This is a genomic window from Enterobacter cloacae complex sp. XAL002, assembly GCF_049236805.1.
GTDB classification, from domain to species: domain Bacteria; phylum Pseudomonadota; class Gammaproteobacteria; order Enterobacterales; family Enterobacteriaceae; genus Enterobacter; species Enterobacter intestinihominis.
Map to the genome: position 1 here is coordinate 112,143 of NZ_JBMKJN010000014.1, position 17,249 is coordinate 129,391.

General features: G+C 57.4%; 15 protein-coding genes. 7 read left to right on the forward strand and 8 right to left on the reverse strand.

The window, feature by feature from the left end:
* Window positions 1–35: 35 nt before the first annotated feature.
* The 5 genes from ACOT0L_RS15140 to ACOT0L_RS15160 form a co-directional block, all read right to left on the reverse strand.
* On the reverse strand, window positions 36–2,213 hold the full coding sequence (locus ACOT0L_RS15140; RefSeq protein ID WP_046618810.1) for a YgiQ family radical SAM protein: 2,178 nt from the start codon (window positions 2,211–2,213) through the stop codon (window positions 36–38).
* Window positions 2,214–2,364: 151 nt separating this feature from the next.
* Entirely contained in the window at window positions 2,365–3,777 is a 1,413-nt protein-coding gene (gene ftsP / locus ACOT0L_RS15145; protein WP_023298607.1) for a cell division protein FtsP, read from the reverse strand.
* Between the two features lie 61 nt (window positions 3,778–3,838).
* Window positions 3,839–4,576, reverse strand: a complete 738-nt coding sequence (gene plsC, locus ACOT0L_RS15150) for a 1-acylglycerol-3-phosphate O-acyltransferase (protein WP_045308377.1) — start codon at window positions 4,574–4,576, stop codon at window positions 3,839–3,841.
* 163 nt (window positions 4,577–4,739) lie between these two features.
* On the reverse strand, window positions 4,740–6,998 hold the full coding sequence (parC, locus tag ACOT0L_RS15155) for a DNA topoisomerase IV subunit A (RefSeq protein WP_023298608.1): 2,259 nt from the start codon (window positions 6,996–6,998) through the stop codon (window positions 4,740–4,742).
* 118 nt (window positions 6,999–7,116) lie between these two features.
* Window positions 7,117–7,518: a YgiW/YdeI family stress tolerance OB fold protein gene (locus ACOT0L_RS15160; RefSeq protein WP_022649408.1), complete on the reverse strand. Its 402-nt coding sequence runs from the start codon at window positions 7,516–7,518 to the stop codon at window positions 7,117–7,119.
* 139 nt (window positions 7,519–7,657) lie between these two features.
* On the opposite strand from ACOT0L_RS15160, the gene qseB reads away from it, so the two are divergent.
* The 6 genes from qseB (at window position 7,658) to ACOT0L_RS15190 (ending at window position 11,853) form a co-directional block, all read left to right on the forward strand.
* Window positions 7,658–8,317 carry a quorum sensing response regulator transcription factor QseB gene (qseB, locus tag ACOT0L_RS15165; RefSeq protein ID WP_022649409.1) on the forward strand — a complete coding sequence of 220 codons (660 nt, stop codon included), beginning with the start codon at window positions 7,658–7,660 and terminating at the stop codon, window positions 8,315–8,317.
* Complete coding sequence (gene qseC / locus ACOT0L_RS15170) at window positions 8,314–9,663, forward strand: quorum sensing histidine kinase QseC (protein ID WP_126291775.1); 1,350 nt, start codon at window positions 8,314–8,316, stop codon at window positions 9,661–9,663. Before qseB ends, qseC begins: the two co-directional genes overlap by 4 nt.
* Before the next feature lie 104 nt (window positions 9,664–9,767).
* Entirely contained in the window at window positions 9,768–10,349 is a 582-nt protein-coding gene (locus ACOT0L_RS15175; protein WP_022649411.1) for an NAD(P)H-dependent oxidoreductase, read from the forward strand.
* A gap of 30 nt (window positions 10,350–10,379) precedes the next feature.
* Complete coding sequence (locus ACOT0L_RS15180) at window positions 10,380–10,694, forward strand: putative quinol monooxygenase (RefSeq protein ID WP_003862506.1); 315 nt, start codon at window positions 10,380–10,382, stop codon at window positions 10,692–10,694.
* Window positions 10,695–10,845: 151 nt separating this feature from the next.
* A complete protein-coding gene (gene lysM / locus ACOT0L_RS15185) occupies window positions 10,846–11,286 on the forward strand; it encodes a peptidoglycan-binding protein LysM (protein ID WP_022649412.1) in 441 nt (146 codons plus the stop codon).
* 39 nt (window positions 11,287–11,325) lie between these two features.
* Window positions 11,326–11,853, forward strand: coding sequence for a hypothetical protein (locus ACOT0L_RS15190; protein WP_048966582.1), 528 nt, complete (start codon window positions 11,326–11,328; stop codon window positions 11,851–11,853).
* 12 nt (window positions 11,854–11,865) lie between these two features.
* On the opposite strand, the gene ACOT0L_RS15195 is transcribed toward ACOT0L_RS15190, so the two are convergent.
* Genes ACOT0L_RS15195 through ACOT0L_RS15205 form a run of 3 tightly spaced genes read right to left on the reverse strand, consistent with a single transcriptional unit; the run spans window position 11,866 to window position 16,193 of the window.
* Window positions 11,866–13,053, reverse strand: coding sequence for a glycoside hydrolase family 88 protein (locus ACOT0L_RS15195; protein ID WP_126503497.1), 1,188 nt, complete (start codon window positions 13,051–13,053; stop codon window positions 11,866–11,868).
* A gap of 28 nt (window positions 13,054–13,081) precedes the next feature.
* Window positions 13,082–14,347: an oligosaccharide MFS transporter gene (locus ACOT0L_RS15200; protein WP_022649415.1), complete on the reverse strand. Its 1,266-nt coding sequence runs from the start codon at window positions 14,345–14,347 to the stop codon at window positions 13,082–13,084.
* A gap of 31 nt (window positions 14,348–14,378) precedes the next feature.
* Window positions 14,379–16,193 carry a DUF2264 domain-containing protein gene (locus ACOT0L_RS15205; protein WP_126503499.1) on the reverse strand — a complete coding sequence of 605 codons (1,815 nt, stop codon included), beginning with the start codon at window positions 16,191–16,193 and terminating at the stop codon, window positions 14,379–14,381.
* A 166-nt stretch (window positions 16,194–16,359) separates the two neighbouring features.
* On the opposite strand from ACOT0L_RS15205, the gene ACOT0L_RS15210 reads away from it, so the two are divergent.
* Window positions 16,360–17,199, forward strand: coding sequence for an AraC family transcriptional regulator (locus ACOT0L_RS15210; protein WP_046618818.1), 840 nt, complete (start codon window positions 16,360–16,362; stop codon window positions 17,197–17,199).
* Window positions 17,200–17,249: the final 50 nt, after the last annotated feature.

The window sequence follows — 17,249 nt, forward strand, 5'->3', positions numbered from 1 at the left end:
CCCTGTGGGAGAGGGCCGGGGTGAGGGCATCATCGTTATCCGATCTTACGTTTTCCCGTTTTTTTCGTCCCCGAAGCCCCACCGTTCGAACGCTGATGCACAATTGGCGTGTGCTTGGTCAGCGCCGGGCGCGTATTGCGGTTCTGGCGGCGCGCTTCGCGCATCTCTTCCAGCGTTGGCGCAGGCACCAGGCAATCACGACGCGAGCCGATCAGGTGCTTTTTCCCCATCTCTTCCAGCGCCTGACGGATCAGCGGCCAGTTTTTCGGGTCGTGATAGCGCAGCAGCGCTTTGTGCAGACGGCGCTGTTTATCCCCTTTCGGCACCACCACGTCTTCACTCTTATAGCCAATCTTACTTAGCGGGTTTTTGCCGGTGTAATACATGGTCGTCGAGTTAGCGAGCGGCGACGGGTAGAAGTTCTGCACCTGATCCAGACGGAATCGACGCTGCTTCAGCCACAGCGCCAGGTTCACCATGTCTTCATCACGGGTGCCGGGGTGCGCGGAGATGAAGTATGGGATCAGATACTGCTCTTTCCCCGCCTGTTTTGAAAAGGTATCAAACAGCTGTTTAAAGCGGTCATAGCTGCCCATGCCCGGCTTCATCATTTTGGACAGCGGGCCCTCTTCGGTGTGCTCCGGGGCGATCTTCAGATAACCGCCAACGTGGTGCGTCGCCAGCTCTTTGATGTAGCGCGGATCTTCCACCGCAATGTCGTAACGCACGCCGGAGGCGATCAGGATCTTCTTGATGCCTTTCAGGTCACGGGCGCGACGGTAAAGGTTGATCGTCGGCTCGTGGTTGGTGTCCATATGCTCGCAAATGCTCGGATAGACGCAGGAGAGACGACGACAGGTCTGCTCAGCGCGCGGCGATTTGCAGCGCAGCATGTACATGTTAGCCGTTGGACCACCCAGATCGGAGATTACGCCGGTAAAGCCCGGGACCGTGTCGCGAATGGCTTCGATCTCGTTAACAATCGACTCTTCGGAACGGCTCTGAATAATACGACCTTCGTGTTCGGTGATCGAACAGAAGGAGCACCCGCCGAAGCAGCCGCGCATGATGTTGACCGAGAAGCGGATCATCTCGTACGCCGGAATACGGCTGTTGCCATATGACGGATGCGGCACACGCTTGTACGGCAGGGCAAAAACGCTGTCCATCTCTTCGGTAGAGAGCGGGATCGCCGGCGGGTTAACCCAGATATAACGCTCGCCGTGCTTTTGCATCAACGCGCGGGCACAGCCCGGGTTGGTTTCATGGTGCAGAATACGGGAGGCGTGTGCGTAGAGCACCTTGTCAGCTTTGACCTTCTCATATGACGGCAGCAGCACATAGGTCTTTTCCCACGGCTTCGGACGCGGCGGCTGCACCACCACGGCCTTTGCTTCCGCTTTCTTCGGCTCAACTGGTTTGTTATCCGCGCACGGCAGATCGTCACCGTACGGGTGCGGGATAGGGTCGATTTTGCCCGGCATATCGATAATGCGGGAATCCACCCCGCTCCAGCCCGGCAGCGCCTCTTTCACCATGATCGCGGTGTTGCGCACGTCGCGGATCTCGCTGACCGCTTCACCCTGCGCCAGGCGATGCGCCACTTCCACCAGCGGACGCTCGCCGTTGCCGAAGATCAGCATGTCGGCTTTCGAATCCACCAGCACCGAACGGCGCACGGTGTCAGACCAGTAGTCGTAGTGCGCGGTGCGGCGCAGGCTCGCCTCGATGCCGCCCAGGATCACCGGCACGTCTTTCCATGCTTCTTTGCATCGCTGGGTGTAGACGAGGGTCGCGCGATCGGGACGTTTACCCGCCACGTTGTCAGCCGTATAAGCGTCGTCATGACGCAGCTTACGGTCCGCGGTATAGCGGTTGATCATCGAGTCCATGTTGCCCGCGGTCACGCCAAAGAACAGGTTAGGTTTACCCAGACGCATAAAGTCGTCTTTGCTGTTCCAGTCAGGCTGAGAAATAATCCCCACGCGGAAACCCTGAGCTTCCAGCATACGGCCGCAGATCGCCATGCCAAAGCTCGGGTGATCGACATACGCATCACCCGTCACCAGAATGATATCGCAGCTGTCCCAGCCCAGTTGATCCATCTCTTCCCGGGACATCGGCAGGAACGGCGCCGGTCCAAAGCAGGCTGCCCAGTACTGGGGCCAGGAGAAGAGGTCGCGATCCGGCTGGATCAGGGAAATTGCGCTCATAATGCTTCCGAAGAAAAAATAGACAAAAGGAGCGGGATTATACGCTGGTTTATCGGGGGAAATGAAGGGGTATTTATTGCCCGGTGACGCTACGCTTACCGGGCCTACGGGCCTGTAGGTCGGGTAAGGCGAAGCCGCCACCCGACTCGTTTTACGGTGCCGGATTCACCAGCATCTGCCCTACCGACCCCCTGTCCATCATCTCCAGCGTCTGGCTGTGGAACAGGAACGGGAAGTGCGGCCATGACGGCTGTCCATAGTAGACGAGCAGTTCAACCTGCCCATCCACCCAGACGGTGTCTTTCCAGCCCCTGTCTTCAGGGAACGGCATCGCCCCGTTGACGTTGCGGATCAGGAATGACACCCCTTCAATATGGAACGACTGCGGCATCTCCGAGCGGACGGTCCAGCGCTCCCAGGTTCCCTGCTGGGCGGTGATATCAATACGGTTTACGTCCCACAGCGCGCCGTTGATGCCCGGATCGTCGCCAAGGCTGATATCGCGACTGCGTACTGCAGGGCCGGTCACAATTTCCTGCGGCAGCAGGCGCATCGGCAGACTGTCGGTCACCAGCGGCAACAGGCCGGTCGGGCGCAGCGTCAGCACCAGCGTGGAGACCAGAACGCTCGACGGTTCAAAGAAGCCGCGAATGCGGTCAACAATGCTTGCCGCTTCGCCGCAGGTCACGGACACTTCATCCCCGTTGGTCATATCCACGAGGATTTCACGACGTTCGCCCGGCGCAAGCGCCAGCTGTTTCACCGACACCGGCGCAGGTAATAACCCCTGATCGCCTGAAATCACATGCAGGGCGCGGCCGTCGCTCATTTGCAGCAGGTAGCGGCGCGAGTTAGAGGCATTCAACAGACGCAGGCGCACCCAACCACGAGACACTTCGACATACGGGCTTTGCGCGCCGTTAACCAGCAGCGTATCGCCCACAAAGCCACCGCTGCCCGGCTCGCTGTACTCCGGCGTACCGAAGTTATCCAGACGCTTGTCCTGAATAATGATCGGGAAATCATCAACACCGTAGTGATTCGGGATCGGCAGCGTTTTACTGACCTCATCTTCAATCAGCCACATCCCGGCCAGGCCGTTATAGACCTGCTGGGCGGTGCGGTTCGGGGTGTTGGCGTGATACCACAATGTCGCCGCGCTCTGACGAATCGGGAGGACGGGCGCCCAGTCGGCATTCGGCGACATCATGCGCGCCGCGCCGCCCATCAGCGGCCCCGGCACCTGCAACCCACTGACGGTCATTGCGACATTTTCCGTCGTCCGGTTACTGTAGATGAGCTTGACGTCATCCCCATTCCACACGCGAATGGTCGGCCCGAGGTAGCGTCCGTTAATGCCCCATACCTGCGCGCGCGTTCCCTGGGTAAAGGACCAGTGGCTACGCTGAAGCGTGAGGAATAGCGGCTGTCCGCGACGGGATTCAATCAACGGCGGAATAGGCAGCGGCTGTTGCTGCCCGGCGGCGCTGGCTGTCCGCGGCATCGCACCCGCACAAAGGGCGATACCCGAAGCCTGAATAAACTGACGCCGACTGAGTGACATATAAGCTCCATCTGAAACGACTAACAACGCGGGAATTCGTTTTCCCTTGAACGAAACCGGGTTAAATCTTACCGGCGGCTTCTCGCTCTGCAACTTCTTTATCGAGCTGTGCAATGTGCTGAGCCATCAGCTCGCGGCAGTGCGTGGCCAGCTCGCGCACCTGGTCTTTACCGTATTTGGAGGTATCCACCGGCGGTAGCATTTCGACAATGACCAGTCCGTTTTTCAGACGGTTAAGATTAATCTTATTCGATGTATTGGAAACGCACACGGGAATAATTGGAACGCCTGCCGCAATTGCAGCATGAAACGCGCCGGTCTTGAACGGCAGCAGGCCGCGACCGCGGCTGCGCGTCCCTTCCGGGAACATCCAGATTGAGATCCGGCGCTTTTTAAACTGATCCACCACTTCCGCAATGGTGCCATGCGCTTTCGCACGGTTGTTGCGGTCAATCAGCAAGTTACCGGTGAGCCAGTACAGTTGGCCGAAAAGCGGGATCCACAGCAGGCTCTTTTTCCCGACGGTTACGGTCGGCGGAATAACAATATTTGAGGCCGTCACCATATCGTAGTTGTTCTGATGGTTAGCGATATAGATGGCGTTACCGAAATCCTCCGCCCCTTCAGGCAGACGCTTTTCAACCTTCAGGCCGAACAATGGCGCAAGGCGACCAAACATGTGCCCGAACGTCGCGACATGTTTTGGGTTACGCGGGCTGAACAGGCAATAAATCGATCCGAAAATACAGACCAGAATGCAGTAAATAACGGTAAGAATAAGACGAACAATGTATAGCATAGCGACCTCTGAAGCCCTGACAGCTGACAATTATACTTCACCTGTGGCCAGGTAAGGACTTTATTACGAGCGCGTATTGTTAATCGCAACGCACGAATTAACAACGTTTTTACGGGAAATTTTATGGTAATCCCCCTCCGGAAAGAGGGGGGGATGAAACAGGTTACTCTTCGCTGTCGTCCGCTTTGCTGCGCGCCGGCGAGTCGATCTCCACGCGGTCGATGCGCTGCAGGCCACGCATCAGTGAGCCGCGACGTCCGCGCTCGCCAACCACCTTCTGCAACTCTTCCGGACGCAGTTTGATCTTACGTTTGCCGACATGAATGGTCAGCGTGCTCTGCGGCGGCAGCAGGAAGAGATGCGCCAGGCTATCTTCGCCTTTTGCCGCTTCCGCTGACGGGATACTGATGATCTTGTTGCCCTTCCCTTTCGACAGCTCCGGCAGATCGCTGACCGGGAACATCAGCATGCGTCCGGCAGCGGTGATCGCCAGCAGCATATCGCTTTCGTTCTCGATGATCAGCGGCGGCATGACGTGGGCGTTATCCGGCAGGCTGATCAGCGCTTTACCGGCGCGGTTACGCGATACCAGATCGTTAAAGGTGCAGATAAAGCCGTAGCCAGCATCAGACGCCATCAGCAGTTTTTGATCGTCGGCTTCCATCAGCATATGGTCAACCGTGGCGCCCGGCGGCAGCGTCAGCTTGCCGGTCAGCGGTTCGCCCTGCCCGCGCGCGGATGGCAGCGTGATCGGATCAATAGCGTAGCTGCGGCCCGTGGAGTCGATAAACGCCACCGGCTGGTTGCTCTTGCCCTTCACCGCCGCCTTGAAGCTGTCACCGGATTTGTAGCTCAGACCCGGCGCGTCGATATCGTGGCCTTTGGCGCTACGCACCCAGCCGCTCTGGGAAAGCACGATGGTCACCGGCTCGGACGGCAGCATGTCGTGCTCGTTCATCGCCTTCGCTTCTTCGCGCTCATGCAGCGGAGAACGACGGTCGTCGCCAAAGGCGTCGGCATCGGCCTGCAACTCTTTCTTCAGCAGGGTGTTCATCTTGCGCTCGGACGCCAGAATCGCCTGAAGCTGATCGCGCTCTTTTTCCAGCTCGTTCTGCTCGCCGCGGATCTTCATCTCTTCCAGCTTAGCGAGATGGCGCAGCTTCAGTTCGAGGATCGCTTCAGCCTGGGTTTCGCTGATGCCAAAGCGCGACATCAGGGCAGGCTTAGGTTCGTCCTCGGTACGAATGATCTCAATCACTTCGTCAATGTTGAGGAACGCCACCAGCAAACCTTCGAGGATATGCAGGCGCTTAAGCACTTTCTCCAGGCGATGGTTCAGACGGCGGCGCACCGTATCGCGGCGGAAGGCCAGCCATTCGGTGAGGATCTCCAGCAGGTTTTTCACCGCCGGACGACCGTCCAGACCAATCATGTTCAGGTTGATGCGGTAGCTTTTTTCCAGATCGGTAGTGGCGAACAGGTGGTTCATCACCTGCTCCATATCCACGCGGTTAGAGCGCGGCACGATCACCAGACGGGTCGGGTTTTCGTGGTCCGATTCGTCGCGCAGGTCGTCCACCATCGGCAGCTTTTTATTGCGCATCTGGGAGGCAATCTGCTCCAGCACCTTCGCGCCGGAGACCTGGTGCGGCAGCGCGGTGATCACCACGGCGCCATCCTCTTTGGTCCATACCGCGCGCATGCGCACGGAGCCGCGGCCGTTCTGGTAGATTTTACGGATTTCCGCACGCGAGGTGATGATCTCGGCTTCGGTCGGATAGTCCGGCCCCTGCACGATATCCAGCAGATCGTCCAGCGAGGTTTTTGGCTGCTCAATCAGGGTGATGGCCGCTTTCGCCACTTCACGCAGGTTGTGCGGCGGAATGTCCGTCGCCATGCCCACGGCGATACCGGTCGTGCCGTTCAGCAGGATGTTCGGCAGACGCGCAGGCAGCATTTTCGGCTCCTGCATCGTACCGTCGAAGTTTGGCACCCAGTCGACCGTACCCTGCCCCAGTTCGCCCAACAGCACTTCGGCATATTTAGACAGGCGGGATTCGGTATAACGCATCGCCGCGAAGGATTTCGGATCGTCCGGCGCCCCCCAGTTCCCCTGGCCATCCACCAGCGGATAGCGGTAAGAGAACGGCTGGGCCATCAGCACCATCGCTTCATAGCAGGCGCTGTCACCGTGCGGATGGTATTTCCCCAGCACGTCACCGACGGTACGGGCGGATTTCTTGAACTTGGCGGTCGCATTCAGCCCCAGTTCGGACATCGCATAGACGATGCGGCGCTGAACGGGCTTCAGGCCATCCCCGATAAACGGCAACGCCCTGTCCATGATGACGTACATGGAGTAGTTCAGGTAGGCGTTTTCCGTGAATTCATGTAGCGCGAGGCGCTCTGCCATATCGCTCATTACGTGTGATTCCTCAACTCAGAAACCGATGGGTTTCAGGCAATATTGCCGCAGATACTACCTCATCTGGCGAGTTGAGTCACAAAGAAAAAGGGCCGCTCATGCGGCCCTTTCCGGGTTATTTGTTCAGCTTGATAACCTGCTTCACGTCGATTTCAAACTCGTTCCAGTCTTTATCGATTTTACCCTGGAGTTCGACTTTATCCTGTGGCGTCACCGTCACGCCGTTCCAGCGCTTGTGGTCGATCTCCACCACCACCGTGCCGCTTTCATCGCGGAAGGTGTAACGGTCATCGGACAGGCGCTCGGTAATATTACCGCGCAGCTTCACCCAGCTGTCGTCCTTCATATCTTTGACTTTAGCCGCGGTAGTGAGGTTGGCGTTATTATCGACAAAGCCACCCTGCTGGGTTTGCGTCTGGGTCTGTGTCGCAGATGGGCCAGAGAAGCCACCCTGTGCAGCAAAAACAGGGGCAGTGGTCATCATCATGATGGCAGCAATTGCAGCGTATTTTTTCATCTTAATCTCTCCCTTTAATGTCGTTTCACAATCCATTAAACAGGGTAAACCTTAACAACTTCTTAAGGGGAAAATTTATTTATTTTTACTGTACAGCAGGCGCTTGCAGAAGGTTTACTGACGGCATCAAGGAGGAAATATGCGCATTTTACTGGTAGAAGACGACAAGCTCATCGGCGATGGCATCAAAGCGGGCTTAAGCAAAATGGGCTTTAACGTGGACTGGTTTACCGACGGTAAAACCGGGCAGGCGGCCCTGTACACCGCGCCGTACGATGCCGTGGTGCTGGACCTGACGCTGCCGGAAATCGACGGGCTTGAGATCCTGCGCGCCTGGCGCGAAAGCGGTAAGAGCGAACCGGTGCTGATCCTCACCGCGCGGGATGCGCTGAATCAGCGCGTCGAAGGGTTACGCCTGGGGGCGGATGATTACCTGTGTAAGCCGTTCGCGCTGATTGAAGTGGCAGCCCGCCTCGAAGCGCTGGTGCGCCGCAGCCACGGGCAGGCGCGCAGCGAGCTGCGTCACGGCAAGGTCACGCTCGATCCGGCAAGTCTCGTCGCCACGCTGGAGGGCGAAACGCTGGTGCTCAAACCCAAAGAGTTCGCCCTGCTGGAACTGCTGATGCGCAACGCGGGCCGCGTGCTGCCGCGCAAGGCCATCGAAGAGAAACTCTACAACTGGGATGATGACGTCTCCAGCAACGCCGTCGAAGTCCACGTTCATCATTTACGCCGCAAGCTCGGCAGCGAATTTATCCGCACCGTGCACGGCATCGGTTATACCCTGGGTGACGCATGAAACTGACCCAACGCCTGAGCCTGAAGCTGCGCCTGACGCTCCTCTTTTTGCTGCTGTCCCTGGCGGCCTGGTTTGCCGCAAGCGTGGTGGCCTGGCACCAGACGACCGACAAGCTCGATAAGCTGTTCGATACCCAGCAGATGCTGTTTGCCAAACGGCTGCTGACGATGGACGTGGACGAACTCCGCGCCCCGGAACGCATGCGCGAGGTGCCGAAAAAAGCCAAACACGGCCATCTTGACGACGATGCGCTGGCCTTCGCAATCTTCACCGCAGACGGCAGCATGGTGCTTAACGACGGTGAGAACGGGCGTGACATACCTTATCACTACCGCCGGGACGGATTTGATGACGGTCGGTTGCAGGATGACAACGACGAATGGCGTTTCCTGTGGCTGACCTCCCCGGACGGGAAATACCGCGTGGTGGTTGGCCAGGAGTGGGAGTACCGACAAGATATGGCGCTGGACGTGGTCAGCTCGCAGCTGACGCCGTGGCTGGTGGCGCTGCCCGTAATGCTTCTGTTGCTGATTGTCCTGCTGAGCCGGGAACTGAAACCGCTGAAAAACCTGGCGCAGACCCTGCGTTCACGCTCGCCGGATGCGACCGATACGCTGCCCACCCACGGCGTGCCGACGGAGGTTCGCCCGCTGCTTGATGCGCTTAACCATCTTTTCGCCCGTACGCAGGAGATGATGGCCCGCGAGCGCCGCTTCACCTCGGATGCCGCTCATGAGTTGCGCAGCCCGCTGGCCGCGCTGAAGGTGCAAACCGACGTGGCGCAGCTTTCCCTTGACGATCCCGAGGCGCAGTCTAAAGCGCTGGGGCAATTGCATGCGGGCATCGACCGCGCCTCCCGACTGGTGGACCAGCTTCTCACCCTGTCGCGCCTGGATTCACTGGATAATCTTGATGACGTCGAACCCGTGATGATGGCCGATTTGCTGCAATCCGCGGTGCTGGATATCTGGCATCCGGCGCAGCAGGCGGGCATTGATATTCGGCTCAACGTCAACGCGCCCGAGGTGATGCGTCACGGACAGCCGCTATTGCTGAGCCTGCTGGCGCGTAACCTGCTGGACAACGCCGTTCGTTACAGCCCGCGCGGCAGCGTGGTGGACGTGACGCTGAACACCCAAAGCTTTACCGTGCGCGACAACGGCCCGGGCATTTCAACCGATGCGCTGGCGCGTCTCGGCGAGCGCTTTTATCGTCCACCGGGCCAGGACGCCACCGGCAGCGGTCTGGGGTTGTCTATCGTGAAGCGCATCGCGGCGTTACACGGGATGCGCGTCTCGCTGGGCAATGCGCCTGAAGGGGGCTTTGAGGTGACCGTCAGCTGGTAGCCATTATTGCGCTGAGCGCAAAAGACTTTGCACATTTTGCTTATTTTTCCGCTCCGTCCTCGCGCGTAGAATACCTGGCATACTCTCAGCATCGAGGACAAATAATGAGCAACATTCTGATTATCAACGGCGCGAAAGAATTTGCGCACTCTAAAGGCCAGCTCAATGACACCCTGACCGAGGTCGCGGATGGTTTCCTGCGCGACGCCGGACATGATGTTAAGGTTGTGCGCGCGGACAGCGATTACGACGTGAAGGCCGAAGTGCAGAACTTCCTGTGGGCCGACGTGGTTATCTGGCAGATGCCGGGCTGGTGGATGGGCGCACCGTGGACCGTGAAAAAATACATGGACGATGTGTTTACCGAAGGTCACGGTTCGCTGTATGCCAGCGACGGCCGCACCCGCTCAGACGCGTCTAAAAAATACGGTTCCGGCGGCCTGTTGCAGGGCAAGAAATACATGCTCTCCCTGACCTGGAATGCCCCGCTTGAAGCGTTCACCGAGCAAGATCAGTTCTTTGAAGGCGTAGGCGTAGACGGCGCGTATCTGCCATTCCACAAGGCGAATCAGTTCCTGGCTATGGAGCCGCTGCCGACCTTTATCGTCAATGACGTAATTAAAATGCCGGACGTCCCACGCTATATCGCAGAATATCGCAAGCATCTCGCGGAAATTTTTGCTTAACTGGTAGCCTGGAATTAGAAGGAGTTAATTATGCTTACCGTTATTGCTGAAATCCGTACGCGTCCTGGCCAACATCACCGCCAGGCGGTGCTGGATGAGTTCGCAAAGATCATCCCGACCGTACTGAAAGAAGAAGGCTGCCACGGCTACGCGCCAATGGTGGACGCCGCCACCAGCGCAAGCTTCCAGGCGACCGCGCCAGACTCGATCATCATGGTTGAGCAGTGGGAAACCGTCGCGCACCTTGAAGCGCATTTGCAGACCGCGCATATGAAAGCGTGGAGCGACGCGGTGAAAGGGGACGTTCTGGAAACCCATATTCGTATTCTGGAGCAAGGGGTTTAAGTTCTGTGAAATTTGCCGGGTGGCACTGCGTTTACCCGGCCTACAACTTCCCTCCCAGGCCCGGTAAGCGTTAACGCCACCGGGCTTTTTTTATCACCTTAACACTCAACTGCTATGCTTATTCTGACTTCATGTTAAACAGGAGGATGGAATGGGTCTTTTTAATTTCGTAAAAGAAGCAGGCGAAAAGCTGTGGGACAATCTGACCGATCATAAGGGTCAGAGCGACAAAATCACCGAGCACCTCAAGAAACTCAACATTCCCGGTTCCGATAAGGTTCAGGTTGACGTCACCGACGGCAAAGCCAGCGTGACGGGCGACGGGCTGACGCAGGAGCAGAAAGAAAAAATCCAGGTCGCCGTCGGCAACATCGCAGGCGTCAGCGAGGTGGAGAACAACATTACCGCGACAGATGCCAAAGATGAAGCTACTTACTATACGGTGAAATCCGGCGATACCCTGAGCGCGATCTCTAAAACCGTGTACGGCGATGCTAACCAGTACAACAAGATTTTTGAGGCTAACCGCCCTATGCTCTCCAGCCCCGATAAAATCTATCCCGGCCAGACGCTGCGTATTCCTAAAGCATAACGTCTAAAACAGTCGGTTCACGTCGCGCAGAGGAACAGAATGAAAATAGCTTGTCTTGGCTGGGGTTCGTTAATCTGGAAAAGCGGCGCGTTACCGGTAGCCGGTGAGTGGCAGACCGACGGGCCTTCTTTGCCCGTCGAGTTCTGTCGGGTCAGCGATGGCGGTGAACTGGCGACCGCCATCTGTATGAATGCCCCTGCCGTGCCGGTGCTTTGGGCATGGCTGGAGGCCACAACGTTGAGCGTGGCCTGCCGCGCTTTGCGTGAGCGCGAAGCCATTCCCGAGGATCGCTGCGATGGTATTGGCTCGCTGCTAATCACCGGACGCGACACGGGTATCCTGTCAACATGGGCCAGGGAGAAAGGTATTGAAGCGATCATCTGGACCGGGCTCCCGCCGAGAAGCGCGTCACAGGAAGGCAGGGTTCCTGCCGTGGACGAAGCCATCGCTTATCTCGACGGCCTCAGCGGAGAGACCCGCAGCCATGCGCGGGACTATATTTGCCGCGTGCCTGCCCAGCTTGATACGCCATACCGGCGCGTCATTAAAGACGTGCTTGGATGGTAATCCCCCGGCCAGTTACCAGTACAGTTTCCAGCTCCGGGTGAAACGCACCAGCGCCTCAACGTAGAAGTAATCTCCCCAGCTTGCGCACTCATCCACGCCTTTGTTGCTCCCGAGGTGGTAAACCGAGTGTTTAAGCAGCCCGTTGCCCTTTTCTTCTCTCCCCATCAGATAGTGTTTCGTCAGTGACGACATAATGCCTTTAGCCCACTCCATATAGCGCTCGCGATCCGGATCCGTGACCGGCAGGTGTTTCACCAGCTCCAGCAGCCCACATACCGCAATCGCCGACGAGGAAGAGTCACGCAGCGCGTCGGTGCCCACCAGCGCCAGATCCCAGTGGCAGACGTAGTCTTCGGGCAGGCGATTGAGGAAGTAGTTCGCCAGCCGTTTTGACAGGGCGATCATCGTCTCGTCGCCGGTATAGATATAGCTCAGCAGGAAGCCGTAAATTCCCCACGCCTGCCCGCGTGACCAGCAGGAGTCGTCGGCGTAGCCCTGCTGGGTGTTGCCGTAGCGCGGTGCGCCGGTTGTCACATCCATATAGTAGGTGTGGAATGTGGAGGCATCGTCACGAATGAGGTACGTCGCCGCCTGCATGACGTGCGCTTTTGCGGCGTCGGCAAAGCGCGGATCGCCCGTCTGCTCCGTTGCCCAGTAGAGCAGCGGCAGGTTCATGTTGCAGTCGATGATCATCCGCCCGGCCTGGTCCGGATCGGAGAGATCGCCCCACGCCTGGATGATCTTCGCTTTCTCGTGGAAGCGTTCCAGCAGAGCTTCCGCCGCCAGCAGCGAGAAGCCGCGCGCCTCGCGATTTCCGGTCAGCCGCCACGCGGCTACGCAGGAGAGCGTGTAGAGGAAGCCTAAATCGTGGGTGTTGGTGTCGTTGCGCCCGGCGATGCGCAGGCCAAACGAGCGCACGTGTTTTTCCGCCATCGCGCGGAATTTTTCCTCGCCGCTCATCTCCCATGCCAGCCATAGCTGCCCGGTCCAGAAGCTGGTGGTCCACTCCACGTTGACAGTCAGCGGATAAAAACCGTTCTGGCAGGTTTCCGCCGGGAATTTGTCGCCGAACTCCGTTAAATGACGGCTAATCAGGTCCAGAACGTGGCTGCGCGCCGAATTCAGTTCATCGCTGAATGCGCGGGAGTCAACGGGCGCAGCGATAACAGGCAGAGGTTCTTCTTTGATACGACTTAACATATTTCGGTTCCTTCTTTGACGGCGTAATTTATCGTGTTGACGTTTCTGCTACGTTCAGCGCACGAGCCCCGCGCCATTTGCTCTGACAGGCGGATAACGTAAAAGCAGAAATAAGGGTAAAGGTCAGCGCCGTTGCGCCCATGATGATATAGGTGTGCTCAAAGCCAATACGGTCATACATATAGCCGGCAGGGGAAGAGACCACCACGTTGCCAACGTAGAGCATTGCCTGATAGCCGAGTAAATACATGGTGGCATTGACGCGCTTGTCGAAATGCTCGGCGATATATTTAAATACCGACACCAGCAGGAGACAAATTTCCAGACCGTACAGCGGCTTAAGCACTGAAATTAACAGGTGAGAATCACACATGCCGGAAATAATCAGACGCGCCCCGACCACCAGCCCGACAATTAATAGCCCGCGTTTGGCGCCAATAAAGTTCACAAACAGCGGGACCACCATATACATGACAAATTCCATGCCCGACTGCACGGTCCCGAGATAACCGAATACCGCGTTGCCCTCATGAATATCATCGAAAAAGGTGACGAAATAGCGCGAGAACTGCTGCTCGGCGATAAACATCATCCACGCCACGCCCGCCACGTACAGGCAGAAGGCCCAGAATTTGCGGTTTCGCAGCAGGGCGTAAACGTCTGACGGGGCGATTTTCTCTTTCGTTAGCACCTCGCCCGCGTGAATGGAGTTAGTGTTCACTTTCAGGCTCAGCAGGACGATCAGCATCACCACCGATGCCACGCTGCCGAGAATAAAGTTATACGCCGGTGAGAGGTTAAACAGCAGGCCGGAGAAGGACGATGCCACCGCCCAGCCGAGCGAACCCCACATGCGAATTTGCCCGAACTCCATGCCGTTTAAGCGGCTAAAGCGGTCGGAATACGATTCGCACGCCGCCACACCCGCGTACCAGGCAAAGCTTAAATAGAGCGCGCCGATAATAATCCCCAGCAGGGTATTAGACATTAACAGCGGCTGGTATACGTAAATAAAGAACGGCGCCATCAGGGCCGACATGATCACCACAAAATAGAGCAGGTATTTGCTCATGCCGATCTTATCGAGAATATAGCCGTAGATCGGTTTAAGAATAACGGAGAATATCCCGTTCACCGCAAAAACGGTTCCAATCACCGAGCCGCTGAGATTGGCTTTCTGGCCAAGCCAGATCGCCAGCAGTCCAATACTGGCAGACCAGGTAAAGAAATAGAGAAAGATAAAGCTACTGATTTTGTAATATTCAGTTCTGTTAGTTGTCGATGTGCTTTTCATATCATCCTCGCCGACGTGTAGGGCCAGATTTTTATAATGTGAACGACAGCTTACGTTCGCTTCCGGGTTCGCTAATGACGACCCGGCTATGGGTTATATTCAGCTGCGGCGTCGCCGCAACGGGCTGTTTTCCGCCAGCCAGAACGGCGCAACAGAGCCAGCTTTCCCCTTGCGGGAGGTCGGCCTTTAACAACGGAATGGAAGCGCACTCCGCAAACATAATGCTGCTGTTCGGCGGCGTGACGATGCTGTCTGGCTGACGGTGAATGACCGGCGAAAGATCGACAATGACGCTGCTGCCGTTTTCAGCCATCAGATAACAACCGCGATCGCGCACCTGGTGGGCGGTTTTCATCACCGCAAAGCCGCCCTCGACGGTTTGCAGAGTGCGCGCGCTGTTGATGCGGTGCAGGCGCAGGTGCCACTCCCCGAACGGGATCTGCCAGGTCGCAATCTGCACGTCGCGCCACGGCGACCAGCGCGAGAAAATGTAATGTTCATCCACCCGAACCTCTTCGCACTCGCGACGACCGCGGAAATAGTCATCTCCGTCCGCCAGCAGCAGCATCGAATCGCAGGCGGCATGCTTCAGGCCAAAACGCCCGCGCTCAATGGTGAATCCGAAGCGGCTGGAGTAGGCAAATTTGGTGTATTTCGCTTCGGTGTTGACGTAGTTATTCAGCTCCAGCTGACCAGCGGTGAGCATGACGACGTGCTGCGAATCTTTCGAATGCATCAGGATCTGCTGCGCATGCGGGATCACATGTTTTTCAACAAGCGCGGGCAGCGGCTGCTCGTCGGCCTGCCAGAACGGATGCGCCTCCGGCAGCGCCAGGATCAGGTAGGTTTTCAGCGCCCAGTACGGTGAACCGGGGGAGTTGTAATCCTCGCACATCGCCAGGTTCGGATACGCAAACCCCAGGGTAAGAATACCGTCGCGATCGACAATCGACTGCTGCTGCCACCAGCGCAGATGCCGCAGCACAATGCCCTTCACGATACCCGGGGTGAAGACGTCCAGCTGAGAAAAGGCCACCGCGCTCCAGAAGGCAACCATGGCAAAGCGGTAGGTCAGGCTGCGGCCAAACGGCACCGAGGCACCATCGGCGGCGGACCAGTAGATAAAGTCTTCCGCGAACAGACGCGAGCGCTCGCGCAGCACCTTTGCCCTCGCCTCGTCGTCACTCAGGGTGGCGTAAATCAGGCCGTAAAAATGGAAAGCCATGGAGATGTAATAGTCTTTCGGGCGGCCGGGACCGTCGGAGTACCAGCCGTCGCCGAGATAGTAGGCGTCCATCAGCGCAAAGCGGTGGTCAATGGCGGCCTGATCGTACGGCAGGCCGGCGCGCTTAAAGCCGAGCTGGACCATAATGGCAAAATAGTTCCAGTTGCTGTCCGGCATCTGCGCGTCGGTGATTTGGTTGAGCCACGCGTGCAGGTTCATCACCTCGCGCCCGGTAAAGTGCGCGGTGAGTTTATCTCCCAGCAGAGCGAGCCCCAGACCGTAGGCCGCCATCTCTACCAGACGCTGATCGTACGGGCCGGTTTCACCCCAGTAGCCGGTGCTTTGCGGGTCGGTACCAAGCTTAATGGCAGTAAGGTACTTCTCGCTGAACGGCGTGCTTTCGCCGGATGCCATCAGCGGAAACAGCCCCCACAGCGCGCGGGAAAGTCCCTCCATCTGCGCAATATCCGCTGTGTAATGGGCGCAGGTATCACCCAGCGAGAATCGTGAAAGGTTCGCCGGAAATTGCGTGTCCAGCGCCTGTAAAAGTGCATTCAACGACGCCACTACCTCCTGGCGTGAAGACAACGGATTTGATTTTTGTTTGTTTGCCGCCCACATCGGTTCGCCCTCGTAATCAACTGCGGCAAAGCATAGTGAATCCGCAAGGGGCAGAAATGTTAGCCGTGTCACAGGCATGAACGATGAATAAACCTCCAGTTGAGAAAATTTAAAAAGGTGGTTTATAAAGACGGTCAGACGGGAAAAAGTTGAGTTTTATTGCACTATGCGCGACACGCCGACATCCGATCTTCTGGAACTGATCGCCCTGAACGATACCGTGGCCTCGTTCAGCCGCCTGTTTGCCAATACCGTGCGCTACCATCACTGGCACCAGTGTCTGGAGATCCTCTATGTGGAAGAGGGCTTTGGCGTGGCGATTGTCGATAATCGTCACTACACCATGCGCCCCGGACGGCTGTTTTTCTTCCCGCCTTTTACGCTGCACAAGGTCATGGTGGACGAACAGGCGGAGGCAATTTACCGCCGCACCATTATTCATCTCGACCAGCACGCGGTGCTGAAGATCCTGCGGGATTTTCCCCAGACCCGGCAGCGTCTGGAGCGGCTGTCACGCCGTGGCGGCGAAGCGTGGGTCGCCGATTTAGCCCACTTCCATCACCATATCGACCATCTGTTTAGCTGCTATAAACCGCCGATGAACGGCGAGAGCATCGCCAGCCTGCTGATAGGCCTGTTCGCGATGCTGCCCGACGATCGCGACGGCGAGCCGGGAAACAGCCAGGGGATCGCCAGCCAGGTGATGTTTTGGCTCGACGAGCATTATCAGGAGAAATTTCGTCTGGATGCGCTGGCCAATGAGCTGGGAAAATCCCGCAGCTACGTATCGCGAAAATTCCATGCGGAAACGGGCGAAAAAATTCACGGCTACCTGAATACGCTAAGGTTGCGTAAGGCGTGTGAGTGTTTACTCCACACTGATTCGAGCGTGCGTGACATTGCCGCACAGACGGGTTTTTCCGACGTGACGTGGTTTATCAGCGCGTTTAAAAAAGGGATTGGCGAGACGCCGCTGCAGTACCGGAAGAACCATCGTGCGGTTTGACGCCCTCACCCACGGGGCTGAGGGTTCCCCACAAATTAATGCGAGCACTG